At 49.4% G+C, this 17,030-nt stretch carries 12 protein-coding genes; 4 read left to right on the top strand and 8 right to left on the bottom strand.

Annotation, left to right across the window (positions count from 1 at the left end; genetic code table 11):
- Window positions 1–38 precede the first annotated feature (38 nt).
- From K0H81_RS18620 to K0H81_RS18600, 5 genes are all read right to left on the bottom strand, one after another.
- A complete protein-coding gene (locus tag K0H81_RS18620) occupies window positions 39–2,129 on the bottom strand; it encodes a carboxylesterase family protein (protein ID WP_220059294.1) in 2,091 nt (696 codons plus the stop codon).
- 251 nt (window positions 2,130–2,380) lie between these two features.
- Window positions 2,381–4,072 carry a porin family protein gene (locus tag K0H81_RS18615; RefSeq protein ID WP_220059293.1) on the bottom strand — a complete coding sequence of 564 codons (1,692 nt, stop codon included), beginning with the start codon at window positions 4,070–4,072 and terminating at the stop codon, window positions 2,381–2,383.
- A 519-nt stretch (window positions 4,073–4,591) separates the two neighbouring features.
- The gene (locus tag K0H81_RS18610; RefSeq protein WP_220059292.1) at window positions 4,592–6,130 is read right to left on the bottom strand and encodes an FUSC family protein; all 1,539 of its coding nucleotides are present in this window, start codon (window positions 6,128–6,130) and stop codon (window positions 4,592–4,594) included.
- Window positions 6,131–6,146: 16 nt separating this feature from the next.
- Window positions 6,147–7,010, bottom strand: a complete 864-nt coding sequence (locus K0H81_RS18605) for an HlyD family secretion protein (protein WP_220059291.1) — start codon at window positions 7,008–7,010, stop codon at window positions 6,147–6,149.
- Window positions 7,011–7,023: 13 nt separating this feature from the next.
- Window positions 7,024–7,236 (bottom strand): DUF1656 domain-containing protein, encoded by a 213-nt coding sequence (locus K0H81_RS18600; RefSeq protein WP_144201572.1) that lies wholly within the window; start codon window positions 7,234–7,236, stop codon window positions 7,024–7,026.
- Between the two features lie 237 nt (window positions 7,237–7,473).
- Here K0H81_RS18600 and K0H81_RS18595 point away from each other — a divergent pair, with 237 nt between their 5' ends.
- The 3 genes from K0H81_RS18595 (at window position 7,474) to K0H81_RS18585 (ending at window position 11,592) form a co-directional block, all read left to right on the top strand.
- Window positions 7,474–8,382, top strand: coding sequence for a LysR family transcriptional regulator (locus K0H81_RS18595; protein ID WP_220059290.1), 909 nt, complete (start codon window positions 7,474–7,476; stop codon window positions 8,380–8,382).
- Window positions 8,383–8,612: 230 nt separating this feature from the next.
- Entirely contained in the window at window positions 8,613–10,256 is a 1,644-nt protein-coding gene (locus K0H81_RS18590) for an aspartate-alanine antiporter-like transporter (protein ID WP_220059289.1), read from the top strand.
- Between the two features lie 166 nt (window positions 10,257–10,422).
- Window positions 10,423–11,592, top strand: a complete 1,170-nt coding sequence (locus K0H81_RS18585) for a BamA/TamA family outer membrane protein (protein ID WP_220059288.1) — start codon at window positions 10,423–10,425, stop codon at window positions 11,590–11,592.
- Here K0H81_RS18585 and K0H81_RS18580 read toward each other — a convergent pair.
- The gene (locus K0H81_RS18580) at window positions 11,570–12,712 is read right to left on the bottom strand and encodes a multidrug effflux MFS transporter (protein WP_220059287.1); all 1,143 of its coding nucleotides are present in this window, start codon (window positions 12,710–12,712) and stop codon (window positions 11,570–11,572) included. The two genes, K0H81_RS18585 and K0H81_RS18580, sit on opposite strands and share 23 nt — an antisense overlap.
- A 99-nt stretch (window positions 12,713–12,811) precedes the next feature.
- Here K0H81_RS18580 and K0H81_RS18575 point away from each other — a divergent pair, with 99 nt between their 5' ends.
- On the top strand, window positions 12,812–13,588 hold the full coding sequence (locus K0H81_RS18575; RefSeq protein ID WP_220059286.1) for an AraC family transcriptional regulator: 777 nt from the start codon (window positions 12,812–12,814) through the stop codon (window positions 13,586–13,588).
- 648 nt (window positions 13,589–14,236) lie between these two features.
- On the opposite strand, the gene K0H81_RS18570 is transcribed toward K0H81_RS18575, so the two are convergent.
- Both K0H81_RS18570 and K0H81_RS18565 read right to left on the bottom strand, forming a co-directional pair.
- Window positions 14,237–15,379 (bottom strand): hypothetical protein, encoded by a 1,143-nt coding sequence (locus tag K0H81_RS18570; RefSeq protein ID WP_220059285.1) that lies wholly within the window; start codon window positions 15,377–15,379, stop codon window positions 14,237–14,239.
- Window positions 15,343–16,668, bottom strand: coding sequence for an SIR2 family protein (locus K0H81_RS18565; protein WP_220059284.1), 1,326 nt, complete (start codon window positions 16,666–16,668; stop codon window positions 15,343–15,345). Before K0H81_RS18565 ends, K0H81_RS18570 begins: the two co-directional genes overlap by 37 nt.
- Window positions 16,669–17,030: the final 362 nt, after the last annotated feature.

The raw sequence follows: 17,030 nt of genomic DNA, 5'->3' as shown, positions 1-17,030 counted from the left end.
GGTTAACCAGTCGGCCTTGGGGGATGGGAAGTTCAGGCTTACTTATCGAAGTAATTCATTATCAAGCCTAAGTGTTCCAAGCCTGTAAGACGTCCGCCTCTCAGCTCAGGATCTTGGGCCGAATTTTGCTCAGCGTCCCAGTCGGTGACGGGTGATACCTGTCCGTCAGCCTTGATGGTCAGCACTCTGTCTGTGGCTGTATCGTATTGATGATCGGTGAATAGCTCGTCACTAAACCAGATACGCGACAGTTTGTTCATCAGCTGCTGATCTGTGCTGCTGGGCTTTACTTTACTGCCAGCTAAGTTGTATGGCTTGTTGAAGATAAAGGGCAGTTCGGTGCCACTGCATACCTTGCCGGTACAACTTACGGACTTAAAGGTATCGCTGGGGTAGATGGTTTCCTCTTCATTGTATACGGTCCAATTGTTAAAGCTCGGCTTATAGTCGAACTGATACAGGCTAGTGGCCACTTGCCCCTGATCGCTGGTTTGTTTGGCCTTGATGTAGGCCGGGCCGCTGAACAGCATGTCATTGGTGAGCAGGTTAAGCTGTGCCATGTTGGCGGTAGCCCCCGAGAGCTCACTCTCGCCGTTAGGGACGAAATCGGTCAAGGCAAGCAGCTTGTTGGCTAGCTCATTGTTACCCAGGCCGAAGAAAAACTTCACTATGGCCTCGTAGGCGCTACCGGGCAGGATGTTGCCAAGCTCAGCCTGCGCCGTAAGCTGTTCAGGTGTGAGTTGCAGCAGGCGTTGGTTGAGCAGGTTTAGATTTTCCTGAGACGCTAGCCAGGCCTGAATTTCTTGGGCCGAAAGTTCTATGCCTTCAGGGGCATCGTTCATTTCTTGGAGCAGTTGGATGATACTTGGGATCAGCGACGCTAGGCTTGGCATAAAGCTGGTGGTCGCGGCATCATCGGTGTTGAACCCCACCACTGTCGGTATTCTGTACTGGGTTTGTGCCGGCTGTGTCGTCAGGTGATAGCCGCTGATTTCAGGTTTCAAAAATCCCTTTGCACGATACTCAATGTAGGGGGCGAAAGGCTTAAGATGATGCTGCGGTGTCATCTCACTATCGAGTTTGCTGGCGAAGCAGAGGCTGCTGCCAACCAGATCTTGGGTGTCGATACAGTCTATGCCAGACCAAGCAGAGATAGTCGATGTGAGCCCTGTAGCCTTTGCCTGAACTGCGAGGAGCTGAGTAAGGCTTAGCTCTGTTAGTGTCTCGGATTGATATAGCTCGGCGCCATATTGAACCAGTTTATCGTGAAAGGTTTGAGCCTGACCATAGGATTTATAATCGAATCCATAGGGATTACTCTGCATGATGGCTCGTTGAAAATGAATGCCGGCAATATCTTCCTGAGTCTCGCGCTGTTGCAATATGCCGACAGACATGGCGCCTGCCTCCTGACCAATAAGGGTGACATTATTGGGATCGCCGCCAAATAAGTCGATGTTTTCATTGACCCATGCCAGTGCCCGTTTCTGATCTCCCAGACCAAAGTTACCGCCTTCTGGCGCTTGGGTGCCATCCATCCAATAGCTACCTAAGATACCAAGGCGATAGTTGATCGTGATGGCAATAAATGGCTTACCATCGAGCGCGCCCTGGGCGACTACATTATCGGCTTGAATCAATGGGTCGGCGCCTGAGCCGACTTCAAAATCACCGCCGTGGATAAATATATATACCGGCAGTGCCGCTTCGGCCTGGGTATTTTCCGGACGCCAGATATTGAGGTTGAGGCAGTCTTCCGACTGAGCCTGGATTGTGCCGCGGTTTTGTGGGCAGACATAGCCGAATTCAGTGGCATCTTGGACTGCCGAGATGTCACGGAGCTGACTGTGTTCGAAGCGCGCGGCACTGGCATAGGGAATTCCCTTGAAGGCCTCGAGTTCGACGCGGGTAGCCTGTCCCTGGAGATCATCAATAACAACGGATTCTTTCATCGCTTTGAGCTGGTGATCGCCTATCTGCACCGCTATCTGTTCGGCTGGTAGTGGAGTGATTGGTGCTGGTACTTCTGGGGCGGGTTGATTGCCACTGGACTGATCATCGCTGCCACCGCAAGCGGCTAGCGACAGCGTTACAAATACGGCTATAGCAGAGCGAGAAAACATGGTCATTTTAGACTCCATTAATCTAATTGGGGATGAGTTGGGCTCATATGATGGGGGTATAGTAGTAGGTTTTTTGACCATTCAATAATCGGCTATGATGGATCGAATCCTCGCTTAATCTGGCGTTAATCCGTCAGCCTAGTGTTGAGGTGTTATGGCTGGGAGAGAAGAGTTGTAATATCGAGAGCAAGCCAGTTGATGGCCATAAAAAAACGACTCAACCGAATAGATTGAGTCGTCGATAGCGCGGGGGCAAATTAGAAGCGGTAACCCAGGTTGAGGGTGATGGCGCTTCGGGTTTCACCCTTGTTATACAGGGCGGTAAAGTTGAGGTTTTTACCTATCTGCTTGTTAAAGCCCACCAGGTAGGCCCACTTGTTCAACTCGACCCCAACATTGTAGGTAAAGTCGCGTCCCAGGGCGTCAATGTAGCCTAAGTTGCCTTCCATCGTCGGCTTGAGGCCTTGGTACTCAGCACCGATAAATACCTGTGCACGATAGTCGAGGAACTGATACCCCAGCATAGGTTGAATGGTGAGAATACCATCGCCCCAGTTGTCGTTACCCTCGAGGCGGGTCACGCTGTAACTCGCGGTTACCGATGCAAAGAACTCTTTGTAGCCGATTGACAGGGTAGTCCCCACTCCAACCAGGTCATAATCCAGGTGTAGCGGCACGTTAACATCGCCGGGTGAACAGAGGTCAACGCCCTGGCTCGCTACCGCATTACAGGCTAGCTTGCCGCCGATCACGCCCAGTTTTTCTTCGAACACATCTTTCATCTTACCCGTGTAGTGGGCGTCTACCACGGCATCCACATTGACCTTGCCTATGTAGCCGAACACGTTCCAGAAGGGCAGTATGTTGATGTCGGCGCGCAATGAGTAACTTTCGGCGTTAACGGTACCGATTGAACTCTCTGGGTCGAAGAACTCGTCTAAGTTCAGCCCCATGATGTCAAAACTATTAAAGCCGACATTCATATCCTGGTTGCGATAGGCCACCGAGAAGCCGAAGGGCAGTGGCACATCAATCCCGCGTTGGCGGACGAAGTCACCCAGGATTGGGAAGATTCTGTCGAGATCAACCTTCTCTTCACGAATGCGGGGATCTGACACTGTCGTAAGTAATTCTTGATCCATGACCATCACACCCAGCATGTCGTCGTAGAAGGCGACAGGTCGCAATTTGGCCTGGTAGTTCACGGGTTTCTTACCTTTTTGACCCTTGGCCTGGATGCTCTTCTCTTTAACAACCGTCTTGCCATTGACCAGGTTATCGAAGGTGATTTCCTGTACATATTCACTCACACGATAGTCATCATATTCAAATGTCTTACCATTGTTGGTGATCTGCATGGTGCTCGCCTTGCCGTCGATCAGGGTCAATTTGACCTGCATGAAGCGGAAGTAGGCGATATCTTGTGGCAAACCATACTTAGAGTAGTTGAAGCTTATCTCGACATGATTTGGGTTGATTTCATTAATGACGACGGACGACTTGTCATAGCTGTCCATGTAATCTTTGAGACGGTATTCGATCTTAGTGATCGCCTCTATCTTGGCAATCACATCTTCCTCAGCATCCAGTTTCGCCTGGTCATACTTGATGCGCAGATCTATGTTGCCTCGGTTGTCTGTGCTCTGTACCAGAAAGACCTCTGACTCATGCTTTTCGCCATCGATCTCGATTGAACGTTGAACGTGCTCAACTTGCTGATCGCCATAGGTAAGTGAGCTGAGTCCCAGCTTGAGTAACTCATCTGTGACGCCATAACGCTCCAGCATAGATTCAGCCGCACTGGTTTCCATGGTTTGGATTGTTTGTGCAGGTTCGGCATCGGCATAGGCCAGGTTGCCAAAAGAGAGGGCGAGAGCCAAAGGAACAGCCTTCAGCATGGCCGCTTTGCCCGATGTCATCTTGATGGTGCGAAATTGAAGCTTTTGCATTCTGGTAACCCTTGTCGTTTGTCCAGTCTTTGTGTCACTGGCCGAATCCAGATAGAGGACTCATTGTTAGTTGTTGAAGAGGTTCGGCGCTGGGATTAACCGGGGAGTAACGCTTAATCCAGAGCCTGCTTCTTCATTCGATGAGGGTATTTTATGAGCAGATGTGACATTAAAGTAATCACGTTTGAAGGATGAAATCCTTCAAACATCGAGAAAGGAATTAGCACGGGGTGCTTATTTAATCGTATGTTTTTAATGGGGTTTCATGTGTGTTTTAACGAGTATTTACCAAGCGACGCTCCGGCTTGGCGATGATCTTTCTCCTAATGAGGGGAAAGATTTTTTAAAAAAGTGAAAATTTTTTTGTGGTCAATTAGCGGCCGACATTCATCGGGAAATGCCATCGGAAACCGTCATCGGCGGCGACCGTCCCCTGACAGTCACCACAGGTAACCGTTAACCGTGATTTAAGGCGTCGCCTATCTGCGAGTCACTTTTGAGGGGGCGCGATTAACCATTTCATTCCTTAAACAGGCGAAGGTAGAACCTGACCACAGTTAAACAGATCAGCATGATCACCAGCATCAACAGTGGCGTGATAATTTCATACTGAGGCGTGCTATGCAGCGCGTTCATCGTCATGATCAGCAGCAGGTTACCACCCAACAGGCGAATGACGACCTGAGATGGCTTGTTGAAATAGCCGTAGACCAACAGTGTGTTAATGCCATAGAAGGCGACGAGTTGCCAAAGTTCGGTCAGCGTGGTCAAGATGAAACAATACTCGGCCAGAAACAGTGCGCCCCAGGCGAGGCAGGCCAGCTTGGCTTGCCGAATGATGCTGCCAGGCATGTGTACTGCGACGTTGGCCAGCGCGGCGCCTATCAGTGGAAAGATGGGGCCACCCGGAATCGCGAAGTAGATCCACAGGCTGAAACAGGTGAGCGAGATGGCAATAGCGGTCAGGGCATTGGTGAGCCGCTGCTGCAACAACTTGCTCTGAGCAGCCTTGTTTGCAGCTTTGGCATTAGCATTGGCTTCAACCTGGGCATTAAGCTCGGCATTGGATTGGCTTTGCCCCGCCCAGTATCGGGCCAGCTCTCGACTCTGGGGCTTCTCCTTGTCTATGCTGGCCGCAAGCAGATCCAGTTCCAGGTTTAACTTATCGAGCCCCTGCCTTATTAAGCCGGTTTCATCCAGACTTGTTTCTGCCTGATCTGTTTCAGCCAGAGCTGTCTGTGCAAGGCTTGGCTGTTCAAGGTCTGGCTGTTGGTGATTAGCCTCGTGCGGTTGACGCTGTTGACGCTGTTGACTCGCTATCGCTTCGGTCAGCTGAGTGATATGTCCTTGTATGCCATCGCAGGCCTGCACCACGCTTTGCCATTTGTCCTTTTCATGGCGCAGTTGATAGTGGCTAGCGGCCGACAGGGCCAATAGCTCGCGGAGTCTATCGACATTGCCCTGGTTAGCCAATAGCTCAGCGTCACCATCCAGAGTCTGCCCATCGCTGAGGGCCTGGGTTAAGCGCGTTCTTGCCAGCGCAAATTGCTGGGTTAGCGTCTCCAGAGTGTCGAAAAACAGCGACTCTGTTGTTGTCGGCCAGAGAAAACGAAAGACGCCGGAGTAGACCAGCACCCCCAGCAGGGTTTCCTGAATTCTTAAGATGGCGACATCAAATGAGGCGGTGCCATTGGTCCCGCCCATCATGGCCACTATGGCAAACACTGTGAATGCCATGGTAAAGGCGTAGCCATAGCGTTTGTTGTCGCTAAAGAAGACACAAAAGCCTAAGAAAAGGTGGAAAAAGGCAATGAACATCAGCCGTTCTTGGGAAAACAAGGCGATCATCACAAGCGCGTAGAGGACACCCATAAGGGTACCCAGTAAGCGCATTTTGCCCTGGCGTATGCCATGACCGAAAGATTCGTTGGCCGATATCGCAATTACGGTAACGGCAGCCCAATAGGGTTTATCCCATTGAAAAAACAGTGCCAATGCGATGGAAACCGCGACCGCGGTCGCGACCTTAATTGCCTCTTTGATGGATCTGCTGAGCATATGGTCTCACCCCATTTTAGTGCTTGTGGATCTTAACCGATGCCGTCATGCCGACTCTGAGTTGCAGGTCTTGGGGGAGGCGATCGAGTTTAATCTTGACCGGAATGCGCTGAGCCAGACGGATCCATTGAAAGCTCGGGTTGACGTTGGGCAGCAGGGCGTTGCCTGTACTGCCATCGGCCTTGGCAATGCCATAGCCTATGCTTTGTACTTCTCCCTGCAGCATGTCGCTGTCGTGCATTAGCAGGGTCACCTGCGCCTTATCATGGATGTCGACATCCTTGAGATCGGTTTCCTTGAAGAAACCCTCGATCCAGAAACTGGAGGCATCGATCAGGGCCACCACTGGGTTGTTGGCGATCACCTGGGAGCCGACGCGATAGTTGAGATTGGTAATATAGCCGTCAGCGGGAGCTGTCACCTTGGTGTATTGCAGGTTCAATCTGGCCTCTTCAACCTGAGCCTTGGCCATCAGTAGATTGGCCTTGGCCGTCTCTATGGCATTTTGTAGATTGTTGAGGGTGAGTTCCGATTGCGCACCTGGGGTGAGTTTTTCCAGATTCACTGCGCGGTGGGCCTCGTTTTTCGCCTTATCTAAAAGTGTTGCCGCCTGTTTCTCGTTGGCGATAGCCTTGTTGAGGCTGGCCTGGTAAAGACTCGGGTCGATTTCAAATAGGAGATCGCCGCGTTTAACCTGGCTATTGTCCTGGGCCTGCATTGTGATGATCTGTCCCGTGACTCTCGGGGTGATCTGAATGACATGGGCGCGCACCTGACCATCTCTGGTCCAAGGGTTTTCCAGATAGGTCTGATACTGGCTGTATAGGGTCGCGCCGGCTGCAGTAGCGATCAGCAGTGTGAGCAAATATTTTTTAAACATAGTGATACCTACTTTAGAAAATTGAAATGAACTGACTGATCACACCCACCAAGATGATGGTGATGGAGAGTTCAGCAATGGCGGGCAACGCCAGGTACTTGTGCCAACCCAGTTTGGTCCCGAGTGTGGTCAATAGGCTGCCGAGTAGGTAAGCCAGAATGCCCACCAGTAATAAGGGGGGAAAATAGACATCACCGATTGCGATCTCATGGGGCATGATGTTCATTTGCGTGTAACCTTGTCTGGATGAAAGAGTCGCTCTGAGATGATTTGCAGCTACTCTTGTTTCGTTAGGCTGGTGATGTTAATGGAGCAGAGCTCCATTCAATAATCACATATGACGGATCAAACCCATCAAAATAGGTAAACAAACCCGATGGGATATGCTAGCTTTGACTCATAAAAAGACCTTGCCTGTGGCCCAGCCTTAGGCCGAGATAGAGACGTTTAAGGGAGTAGATTGATGAACTTCAGCTTAGAACAACTTCTTGCTTTTGTTACCGTTTATGAGCTTAAGTCTTTCAGTAAGGCGGCGGTGAAACTGGATAAACACCGTACCACCATTGGCCAGGTGATCACTAACTTAGAGGATCAGCTGGCCATCACGCTGTTCGAGCGAATCGGCCGTACGGTTGAACCTACCCAAGATGCCACCTTGCTCTATCACTATGCCAAACAAGCCATAGAACAGACTCGCACCTTCGACCGCATGGCCTTAAGCCTATCTTATGGGGGGCTGGAGTCTGTGACCATCGCCTATGCGAGTTTCATTCCTCAGCAGGTGCTAACAGCCATTCGCAAGGCCTTGGCAGAAGATTTTCCTTCCATGGGGGTGAATCTTTGGGTGCGCTCTAAGGCAGATATCAAGAAAGGGATTCAAGATGGTTCGATTCATTTCGGCCTGGTGAATGTGTTTGAGGGGAAGGTTATCAACAGCATAGATTCTATGTTGATGCGTAGCATGACCTTCGTGCCTTTTACCAGTGCAGACAGTGAACTGGCAAAGTTACCGCCGAGTGAAACCATTACGGCAATGAAGTCGACCCGGCAATTCGTGCTTAAGTCTATGCTCGACGATGATATGGCCAGTAGGGTGATTCTCTCGTCACAATATGAGGTGGTCGATCAACAGACCTTGATTATCAGATTGGTACAAGAGGGACTCGGCTGGGCGTTACTGCCTCGAACCATAGTCCTGTCAGAGTATTATTCCGATGATATCGTCGAGATCAAAGCCGATCAGATTAAAGAGGCCATACATGTTCCCGTGTCACTCTGGAGTCAACACTCAAAGCAGGTGTTGATAGTGAAACAGACGATCTCCAAGTGCATCGAGGATTACCTGAAATCTATCGACAGTGGTCACAGATAGTTTGCTGCCTGGTTATTCGAAGGCCTGAATCTTACTTCCTTTATCTTCTCCATCGCCGACACTCGCCGCCGCTTCGAATCGGTGGCTTGAGTCCTCTTTCGTCATTTATGAAGGGTTTCATCCTTCATCGGTGATTATCAGTGTTCATTCGCCGGGCATAAAATCAATCAGGAATCGGGATGTGACTCTATAAGCATCTCACCCCTTATTGATTTAGAAGTGATCAGGCGATGGAAACACTACACGACATTTTGCATTTATCTCCCTACTTGCCCATTTTGATCGCTTTGGTCTCGGGGTTATTGGTTGGCAAGATTGGCTTTGGGCGATTTCGTCTGGGCAGCATAGTCGGCACCCTGGCGATGGGGATACTCATAGGGCAGATGGGCGCCGAGATCACCCCCTCCATTCGATGGCTATTTTTCGCCATCTTCATGTATCTGGTGGGGTACCAGGGAGGTTATCACCTCATCAAAACCCTCAAGCTGCGCGGAAAAGCGATTCTCCTGGCGAGTGTGGCGATCAGTATGATCGCCATAATCACCCTGGCTATCGCCAGCTGGCTGTTTGACTTGAATATCTTCCTCGTCATAGGCATGACGGCGGGTAGCTTTGTGCACCCGGAAATCATCTCCGAGGCCAGCGAGCTGATAGGTCTGCTACCCGGCCTGGATGAGGCGGCCAAGCAGGTCGCCCAGAACCAAGTTAATTTAGGCTATATGCTCACTGTCATCTTAGGTGTCTTGGTGCCAGTGGCGCTGTTGACCTGGCTACTACCAGCGGCGATGCCACGAGCCATGGCCTATGCCGGAATACACAAAGCTATCGATACCCGAACTAGCATAGTCAGACGCGTCTTTAAGGTGAACGTGGACAGCACTGTGGTGGGCAAAACCTTGGCGCAACTCAATGCCCCCTCTGTGGACATCATCTTTGAGCGGTCGCGCGCCGCTACCGGCGGGCCGCACCCTAAGGATGAGCAGATTGTGGCCGGCGATATCATCACAGTGACGGGTTGTCACAACGCCCTGTTTTACTTTGGCGACAACCTGCTTGGCACTGAGCTTCCGAGCTCTGCCTCGGCAGAGCTCGGCGAAGAGAACTGCCTCATAGTGATCCATGCCCCGGCGTTAGTGGGCCGGTCGCTGCAACAGGTGAAGATGGCGCTCAATGAGCGCACCCATAGAGAAGTGTGCATCACTGCGGTTTCTAGAGACGAGCTGACGCTGGAAGTGACTCCAGAGCTGGAGCTCAAATCCGGCGACATCTTGCAGCTGACGGGTAGCAGCCGCGACATACAGACAGTCACACAGGGGTTGAAGTCGGGATTGCCTCGCCAAGGGGGAAACCAGGCCTTGTTTGGGCTTGGCCTGGTGGCGGCCTATCTCGTCAGCCTCTGGCATCTGGAGCTCGGCAGCCTGTATCTCTATTTCGGAACGGGGCTGACGAGCTTGCTCTCGGGGATTGCCGTGGGCTGGGCTTGCCACAAGAACAACCCACTGGAGCGCTTGCCTCAGCATACCAGCAAGTATCTGCGCAATCTGTCGCTGCTGGCGTTTACGGCGGTGACTGGCCTCTATTTTGGGCCGCATATGATTGAGGCCATGCAGGCAGGTGGCATCAGAGTCGTCGTGATAGGCGGCGCCCTGGTGTTGATCTCTCAGCTGCTCTCATTTGCGTTCGCCTATCGGATCTTCAACATCAAGCAACCGGCCGAATTCACGAGAGCTGATAGCCAGCATCCAGGCCTGGAGATCGCTGCGCTTTATCGACAGCAAGCCCGCGACGGCACCCTCTACGCGCTGCTGATTTCTTACGTTACCTCGAGTGCGCTGATGTTGATGCTGGTGTATGCGGTGCTGCACCTGCTGTGACCTAAGTGCGATTGGGCAAGTGCCATCAACTAAGTGCCATCAACTAAGTGCTAGCAACTAAGTGCTATCAGCTAAGTGCTATCAGCTAGGCGCCCTCTAATCGGCGCTAGACCCTGAAGGCCGATGCTTAACCAAATTCCTTTAAAAATTTTAATGAGTCGACACAATGAATAAGAAAATACTCCTCTGCGCCATGCTGCTGGCATCGACGCAAGCCGTTGCCGATGGCAGCTATTTTTTCGATGAGAAGGATGGCCAGCTGGATCTCGGCCATCATCTGGCCGAGAACGCCTATGGCTTTCTGCCTATTCCTATGGTGATCACCGAACCCGCCCTGGGCGTGGGTGGCGGATTGGTTGGCCTGTTTCTGCATGAAACAGAAGCGGAAAAGGCGCTGCGCATGCAAAAGGCCCGTGAATCTATCGACGGTGGTGCCCAGCTGATGCCCGCAGCCATGACATTGGTCGGCGCCGCAGGTACCGAAAATGGTACCTGGCTGGCGTTTGCCGGTCATCGTCATTCCTGGCTGAAGGACAGCATTCGCTATACCGTCGTTGGCGGGGTGGCCAATGCCAACTTAGATATCTATACCCGTCTGGGGGGCCTGCTGCCTCCAGAGCACGCCATTCAGTTCGACACCCAGACCAAGGCGGTATTCGCCTTGCAGAAGGCGCAATTTAGGGTTGCCGATACGCCCTTGATGTTGGGGGTTAAGCAGATCTGGAGCGAGTCTAGCGTCTCATCATCAGACCCTGTGGTGGATTGGATCTTTCAACATCGCCTGGGCGACAGTAGTACCACTTCAGGCTTGGGACTGGTCGCCGAATACGATACCCGGGATAATATGTTTTTCCCCAAGCAGGGGTATCTGCTCACGGCTGATTATATGGTGTTCGATGAACATCTTGGGTCCGACACTAACTATCAGACCCTCAATGTCAGTGGCGAGGTCTATGTGCCTATGTCCGAGCACTGGACCTTTGCGGCGGCGGCGAGCTTTGACGCCCTCTATGGCGATGACAGCGAACTGAGCCCGACCGCCAAGCCTTTTGTTAACCTGCGCGGCGTGTCGGCGTTTCGCTATCAGGGTGACAGGGTAGCTACCGTCCAGTCTCAGTTGATGTATCACTTCGACCACAGATGGACCGTTTCTGCCTTCTATGGCTATGGACAGACGGCTAACTACAGCAGCCATGAGAACCAAGATTCGGTCAATGCTTACGGTGTGGGCTTTCGCTATCAGATCGCTCGTCGCTACGGCATCCACATGGGGGTAGACTTGGCCAGAAGCGGAGACGACAACGCCATCTATTTCAAGGTTGGATCTGGGTTCTAAGGCCTCTCCTCCCTATCGCCAGACTGAGTAGCAGACCTGTGATGAGTAGCGGCCCGCCCAGCTGCTCGGCCAGGCTAACCATGGCCAGCCCCAGTGCGATAAGCAAGTAGTAGAGTAGGCCGAACAGGGCGCCGGCCGCCCCGACCTGGTCGCGATACTCCACTAGGGCTTGGCTGAGAATGTTGGGAATGGCGATGCCAAATGCGGCGACGATCAATGCCATGGGTAGCAGGAAGCCAAGATGGGTCTCGCTAAGATACACCCCAACAGCGCCGATTAAGGCCAGCAGGCTGGCCAGTCTTAACAAACGAGGCTGCGAAACACCCCGCTGCAGTAAAGTTTTGTTGATCGCGCTGCCGACCAGGGTGCCGATTGCCAATGCGATGCCACTATAGCCAAAGGCCTGTGTGCTCAATCCCAGACGCTGAAATACAAATGGACCCTGTAGGTAGTAGCTAAACAGCAACACATTGAAACCCGCGACCAGCAAGGCGTTGTGCCAAATATTGCCATCTGTCGCCAGGCGCCTCATGAGTGCCCAAAGAGGAAGAGGCTGACTGGTGGCCGGGCGTGTCTCGGGCAGGCGCAGCAGACAGACGGTGTAGAGTAGCGCTGCCATCAGAGACAGGGTGAGGAATACCGCTGGGTAGCCGCCTAGGCTTGCCAGCAGCCCGCCGGAGAGCATACCGACGACGGGGCCGATGGCGATCCCCATGCCCATATAAGCAAATACCTTGGCCAGCGCAGTGCCGTCGAAGCTGTCCCTCAACATAGTCTGGGTGACCACAGAACCCACGGCGGCGCCGAAGGCACTGAGGGCTCGCATCGCCAACAGCCATTTAAAACTGGGTGCCCATAGCGCAGCAAAGGCCGCTATGCCATAGAGTCCAAGGCCCAACAGCATGGTGCGGCGCCTGCCCAGGTGGTCGCATAAAATTCCCCAACACACCACGCCGAAGGCGAAGGCCAGGAAATAGATGGATAGCGTCTGGCCCGCCAAGGCCAGAGGCACGTCAAAGCCAGCGGCGATGTGGGGCAGCGCCGGGCTGTAGAGGGTCTCCACTATCTGGGGAAACATCATCAGGATCACCATCAAGGGGATCGAGGGAGTGGTTTTCATGCTGCTAAACTCGTCGTCATCGAAAGGATGTGCAGTCTAATGGCCTCTGCTATAGTCCCAATAATATGATTAAGACAATAAATGTTGAAATGAGGACAGATGGCGTTTATTGACGAGTCCTGTAAATTTGATCCCGATGCCTTAGAGACCGAGGTGGTGGGGATCGCCGCCCGCCTGGGACAACACGATTCGGGCATGCATAGTCATGCCAAGGCGCAGCTGCTCTATGCCCCTCAGGGGTGCATGACCATTACACTGGAGGGATTGCACTGTGTGTTGCCGCCCACCCGTGCCGCCTGGATCCCGCCGGCGTGCCGTCACAGCGTGGTGATGAATCGGGTGGTGGATTACCGCTCCCTCTATTTTGCGCCGCAGTTGACGGGGAGCATTGCCAATCGCATTCAGATCCTCGAAGTGAATCCCCTGTTGCAGGCGCTGGTGGAGCGTATGGCCTTCTGGCCCTGGGACAAATCGGCGACGGCTATGGTGAACACCTATCAGCTGTTCTTCGAGGAGCTTTCCCAGGCCAAGGAGAGTCATCTGGCGTTACCTTTGCCAAGCGACAGACGCCTGCAAGCCTGGCTGGCAGATTTGCAGCGTGCCCCTTGTGATGTGCCGACCCTCAAGGAGTTGGGGCAGCAACTGGGCGCCAGTAGTAAGACCATTAGCCGTATCTTTACCCTACAGACGGGAATGCCCTATCAAAACTGGCGTCAGCAGTGGCGGCTGCAACAGGCGATCGCTCTGCTCGCCACCGGCCATCAGGTGAACGACGTCGCCTACCGTTTGGCCTTCTCCAGCGATAGCGCCTTTATCGCTTTCTTCAAGCAACACACCGGCAGCACGCCGTTGCAGTATTTGCAGCCAAAATACTGAGGGGGTTGGTCACTAGAAATGACTATATTTCAATATCTTAGATTTTAGTTTCTGGTTGAGACGGTTATTTAGCGGAACGATTTAATATCATTGCCACATGGTTAACCTATCACCTGCCAGGTGGTGAATGTGTTGGATTTTAGACATTGAGCTTTGGGCTGATAAAGGTATTTAGTGGAGGCGTTTGCTTCCATTGCTGCATGGTCAACCTATTGCCTGCGACAGGTGCAGCTGGGAACCATAGGCGTTTCGATTCTTAGCGTCGACCTGAACTGGTGTTTAGTGTGATTGTTTGTTTCTATGGCTTCATGGTCAACCTATCGCCTGCCCGGCGGGAGATGTGCTGGATTTTAGCTATTGAGCTTCTGGCTGATACAGTTGTTTAGCTGAGTTATTTGACACCAATGCTTAGTGGTCAACCTATTGCCTGCGGCAGGCCCAAGTGCAAACACATTTGTGACACGCTACGAGCACATCCTTGTGAGCTCTACCTCGGCATCCATGCCTCGGAAGGTCACAAATGTGTTTACACCGAGTTATCCATCTCTTCTTCGATTTGGCTTTATGGTCAATATCGGGAGTGTTAAAATAAAACTTCGATCTGATATTACGAATCAGTGTAGTATCTTAGTAAGCTCGTGATATTATTCAAATAGCATCTTCTTCTTCCAGCATTTCAGATTGAAGCTTAGCAAATTGTCTATCAAACATTATTAAAGAGGTTGTTATTTCTGGGTCACCTAATCTACTTTCAGCATCTTTAAGATGTGTCATTGAATCTTCAAAAACGTTGGTTTCTTTTGAACGTTTAAAGATTTCCAGACCAACATCACAGTAGGTCTTCAAAATATTTTTATTATGTTTATAACGTTCAATTGCTTTAACTGATTTTTCTCTAGCCATTTCTAAAATTGCCATGCGATCCTCCTCTAGGATTCCGGGAGTTCTTTCCGATCTAGCTAGTAGGAGTATTATTTTGAATCGTTCTAATGGGCCTTCAGTACCAAAATCGTTTTCAAAAAGCCTTATTTCCGTTTCAGCTTTTTCTAATTGATTTACATCAATTAAATACCTAATTAGCCGGTGTCTCGGTACACGTTCCCCTGGGACTTTTGAAATCATTTTCCGCAGTAATTTATTACGAACATGCTTGTCAGGGAAACGGCTAATACCTGAATCAAATGAACATAATTGTTTAATTGTTCTGATTTCAACATCATAGGTTGGTATTATATTGTCAATGACCGTTTCAAAAAGTTTGAAATATTCGCTTTCATCAGTCATCTTGTACTTTGTTATAATGTCGGTAATGACTGGATGGCGTCCCTTCCATCCATATATTCCTTCTCGCTCACTTATTGTATACTCATGAATAATATCTACTAAATTCGTTAGTGAGGCAGATACTGCTTCAGCAGGAATACCAAGGAGGCGAACCACTAATTGTCTGTGAACATTTACTCCAGCACTTTCCATAGCTGAAACTAGTCTATAAATCTCCTGTAGTTTATCTTCCAGTCCTGCAAACTCTCTTAAAACTATATCGTCGAACTGTTCAGATGCAAAAATATTTTTTAAACATACAAATGTATCTGACTCACATTTTGCAACAAGTCTTCTCTTTCGCTCAGTTCTTGAAAACCCTGAGAAGCTATTTTCTACAAGTGGTTGTAAATCTTGATGTGACTCAACTAGCGATAATAAACCTTCGATTTCGACCTCTTCTAGTTTTTTTAATACAAATTCCTTTCCTTTTAGAAAAAATTTGGAGTTTTTACTCTTGGATGCCATTGGTTTCTTGCTGACGTCATAATTATTTTCAGATGATAATTATCATCAGCTGATAAAAGATCTATTAAGCTGTTAACTTCAAATAAATGGTTGTGAGCATCATCAATTAACAGGATTCCTTTTTCATTCTTTTCTTTCAGATCTTTTGCAACTAGTCGCCATTCATCGAATAGCAATCTATGGCTACTTTTATGTTCCCAACAATGGTGACCCAATGTTTTAAGTTTTAGTATTACTTTTCTTGCAGACGTACTTTTCCCCATACCGCTTGCACCTAATAAACAAGCGCATAAAGTCTCATCTGAATTAAGAGTTGATTCAATTTCCTTGATAATACATCTATCGAAAGTCAGATTAGCCTGAATGTCAGAGTAAGTGGCTGGCCAGCCTTGGAACATGGCACTTACATTTTTGTCGATGTTTCTAAGTTCATCATCAACATTTAATGTCACCGGTTGAAGTACGCTTTGTTTATCAAGAGGGTCTCCAGTCGATTTATATACCAACGCATCGGGTCTATTTTGCTTTTGCAGCTCAACAAAGAAATCATCAACACTACCAAATGATACTTTCACTCCTCTGCGCTCAAATAGCGCTGCACGCCCCTCATCTTTTTCATATAGAACTAGATTAATGGATGCTGGTGAATACGATTTGTTATTAATGGAAATGGCTCTGCTAACGAGTTCTTTAATGTGAGTGTCTGCTAGTGAATATCCTATTATTATAACATTGCTGCCATTTATATCGTGTTTGAATGCATCCCACAAAGATTCTCTGTATTCGGATGTGTTATCATAGTCTGTTTCTGAAATTATTATTCTACTTTGATGCCCATCTGATATGTCTTTTTCTATGCAGCCATGTAATTTATATAATTTAGGGGCTTCTGGATATCTTTGCTCTCTGAAGTCGTAATTTGATGATATAACTGAAAGTGCTTTTTCTTTTTTTGAATATGACTGTTCTATTAGTTTGTCATAATTTGTAGTGTATATGTTCTTCCAATTGTACAATGGAAGGTTTAGCAAGGCGCCAGTAACACGGATTCTGCTGAACATACTTCTAAGACTTGATATAAGATCAGTTCTAGATCTTTTTTCTTCTGCTAAGCTAGATATTTCTGTTAATGAATAACCATCCGCATCAATGTTAAAGTCTTCTGATATTTTTTCGATGATCTTACTAACGCTGGGGGCGCCTGATGGTATTGATGAGCCAGAGCCAAAAAATAAAACAGTTTTTGATGGTTCAACGCCTTCAATCATCTCTGATAGTGAAATGCTCATAAAATTCCCTTTAAAATCAATTTCTACTGGATTGGTCGATTATTGAAGATTTTAGTTGCTTACTGTGTTTCAGTAAACGCCTTAGATTCTCATTTATAGTTATAAATTACTGCTTAAAGTCAAGTTATTACCGCCGTATTGATATCGTAACGTGCTGATTTTAAATGGAATTGTTAATGCCTTAAAAATGAGTTACGGAAGTAAGTTTTAAAATCATCCCAATAATTTATTCTGAATTTCTGGTAACTAACTGATTATTCTATATGAAATACGTACTCTATCAGAGAATAGATTGAAAAACGATCAGACTTTATAACTAAACTGAAATGAAATGGATTTTCGTCTTTATCCTCAAGTGCTTG

Source organism: Shewanella halotolerans (assembly GCF_019457535.1).
Lineage (GTDB): Bacteria > Pseudomonadota > Gammaproteobacteria > Enterobacterales > Shewanellaceae > Shewanella > Shewanella halotolerans.
Note: the sequence above shows the minus strand (reverse complement) of the source record. Positions and strands in the feature narration are given on the sequence as shown.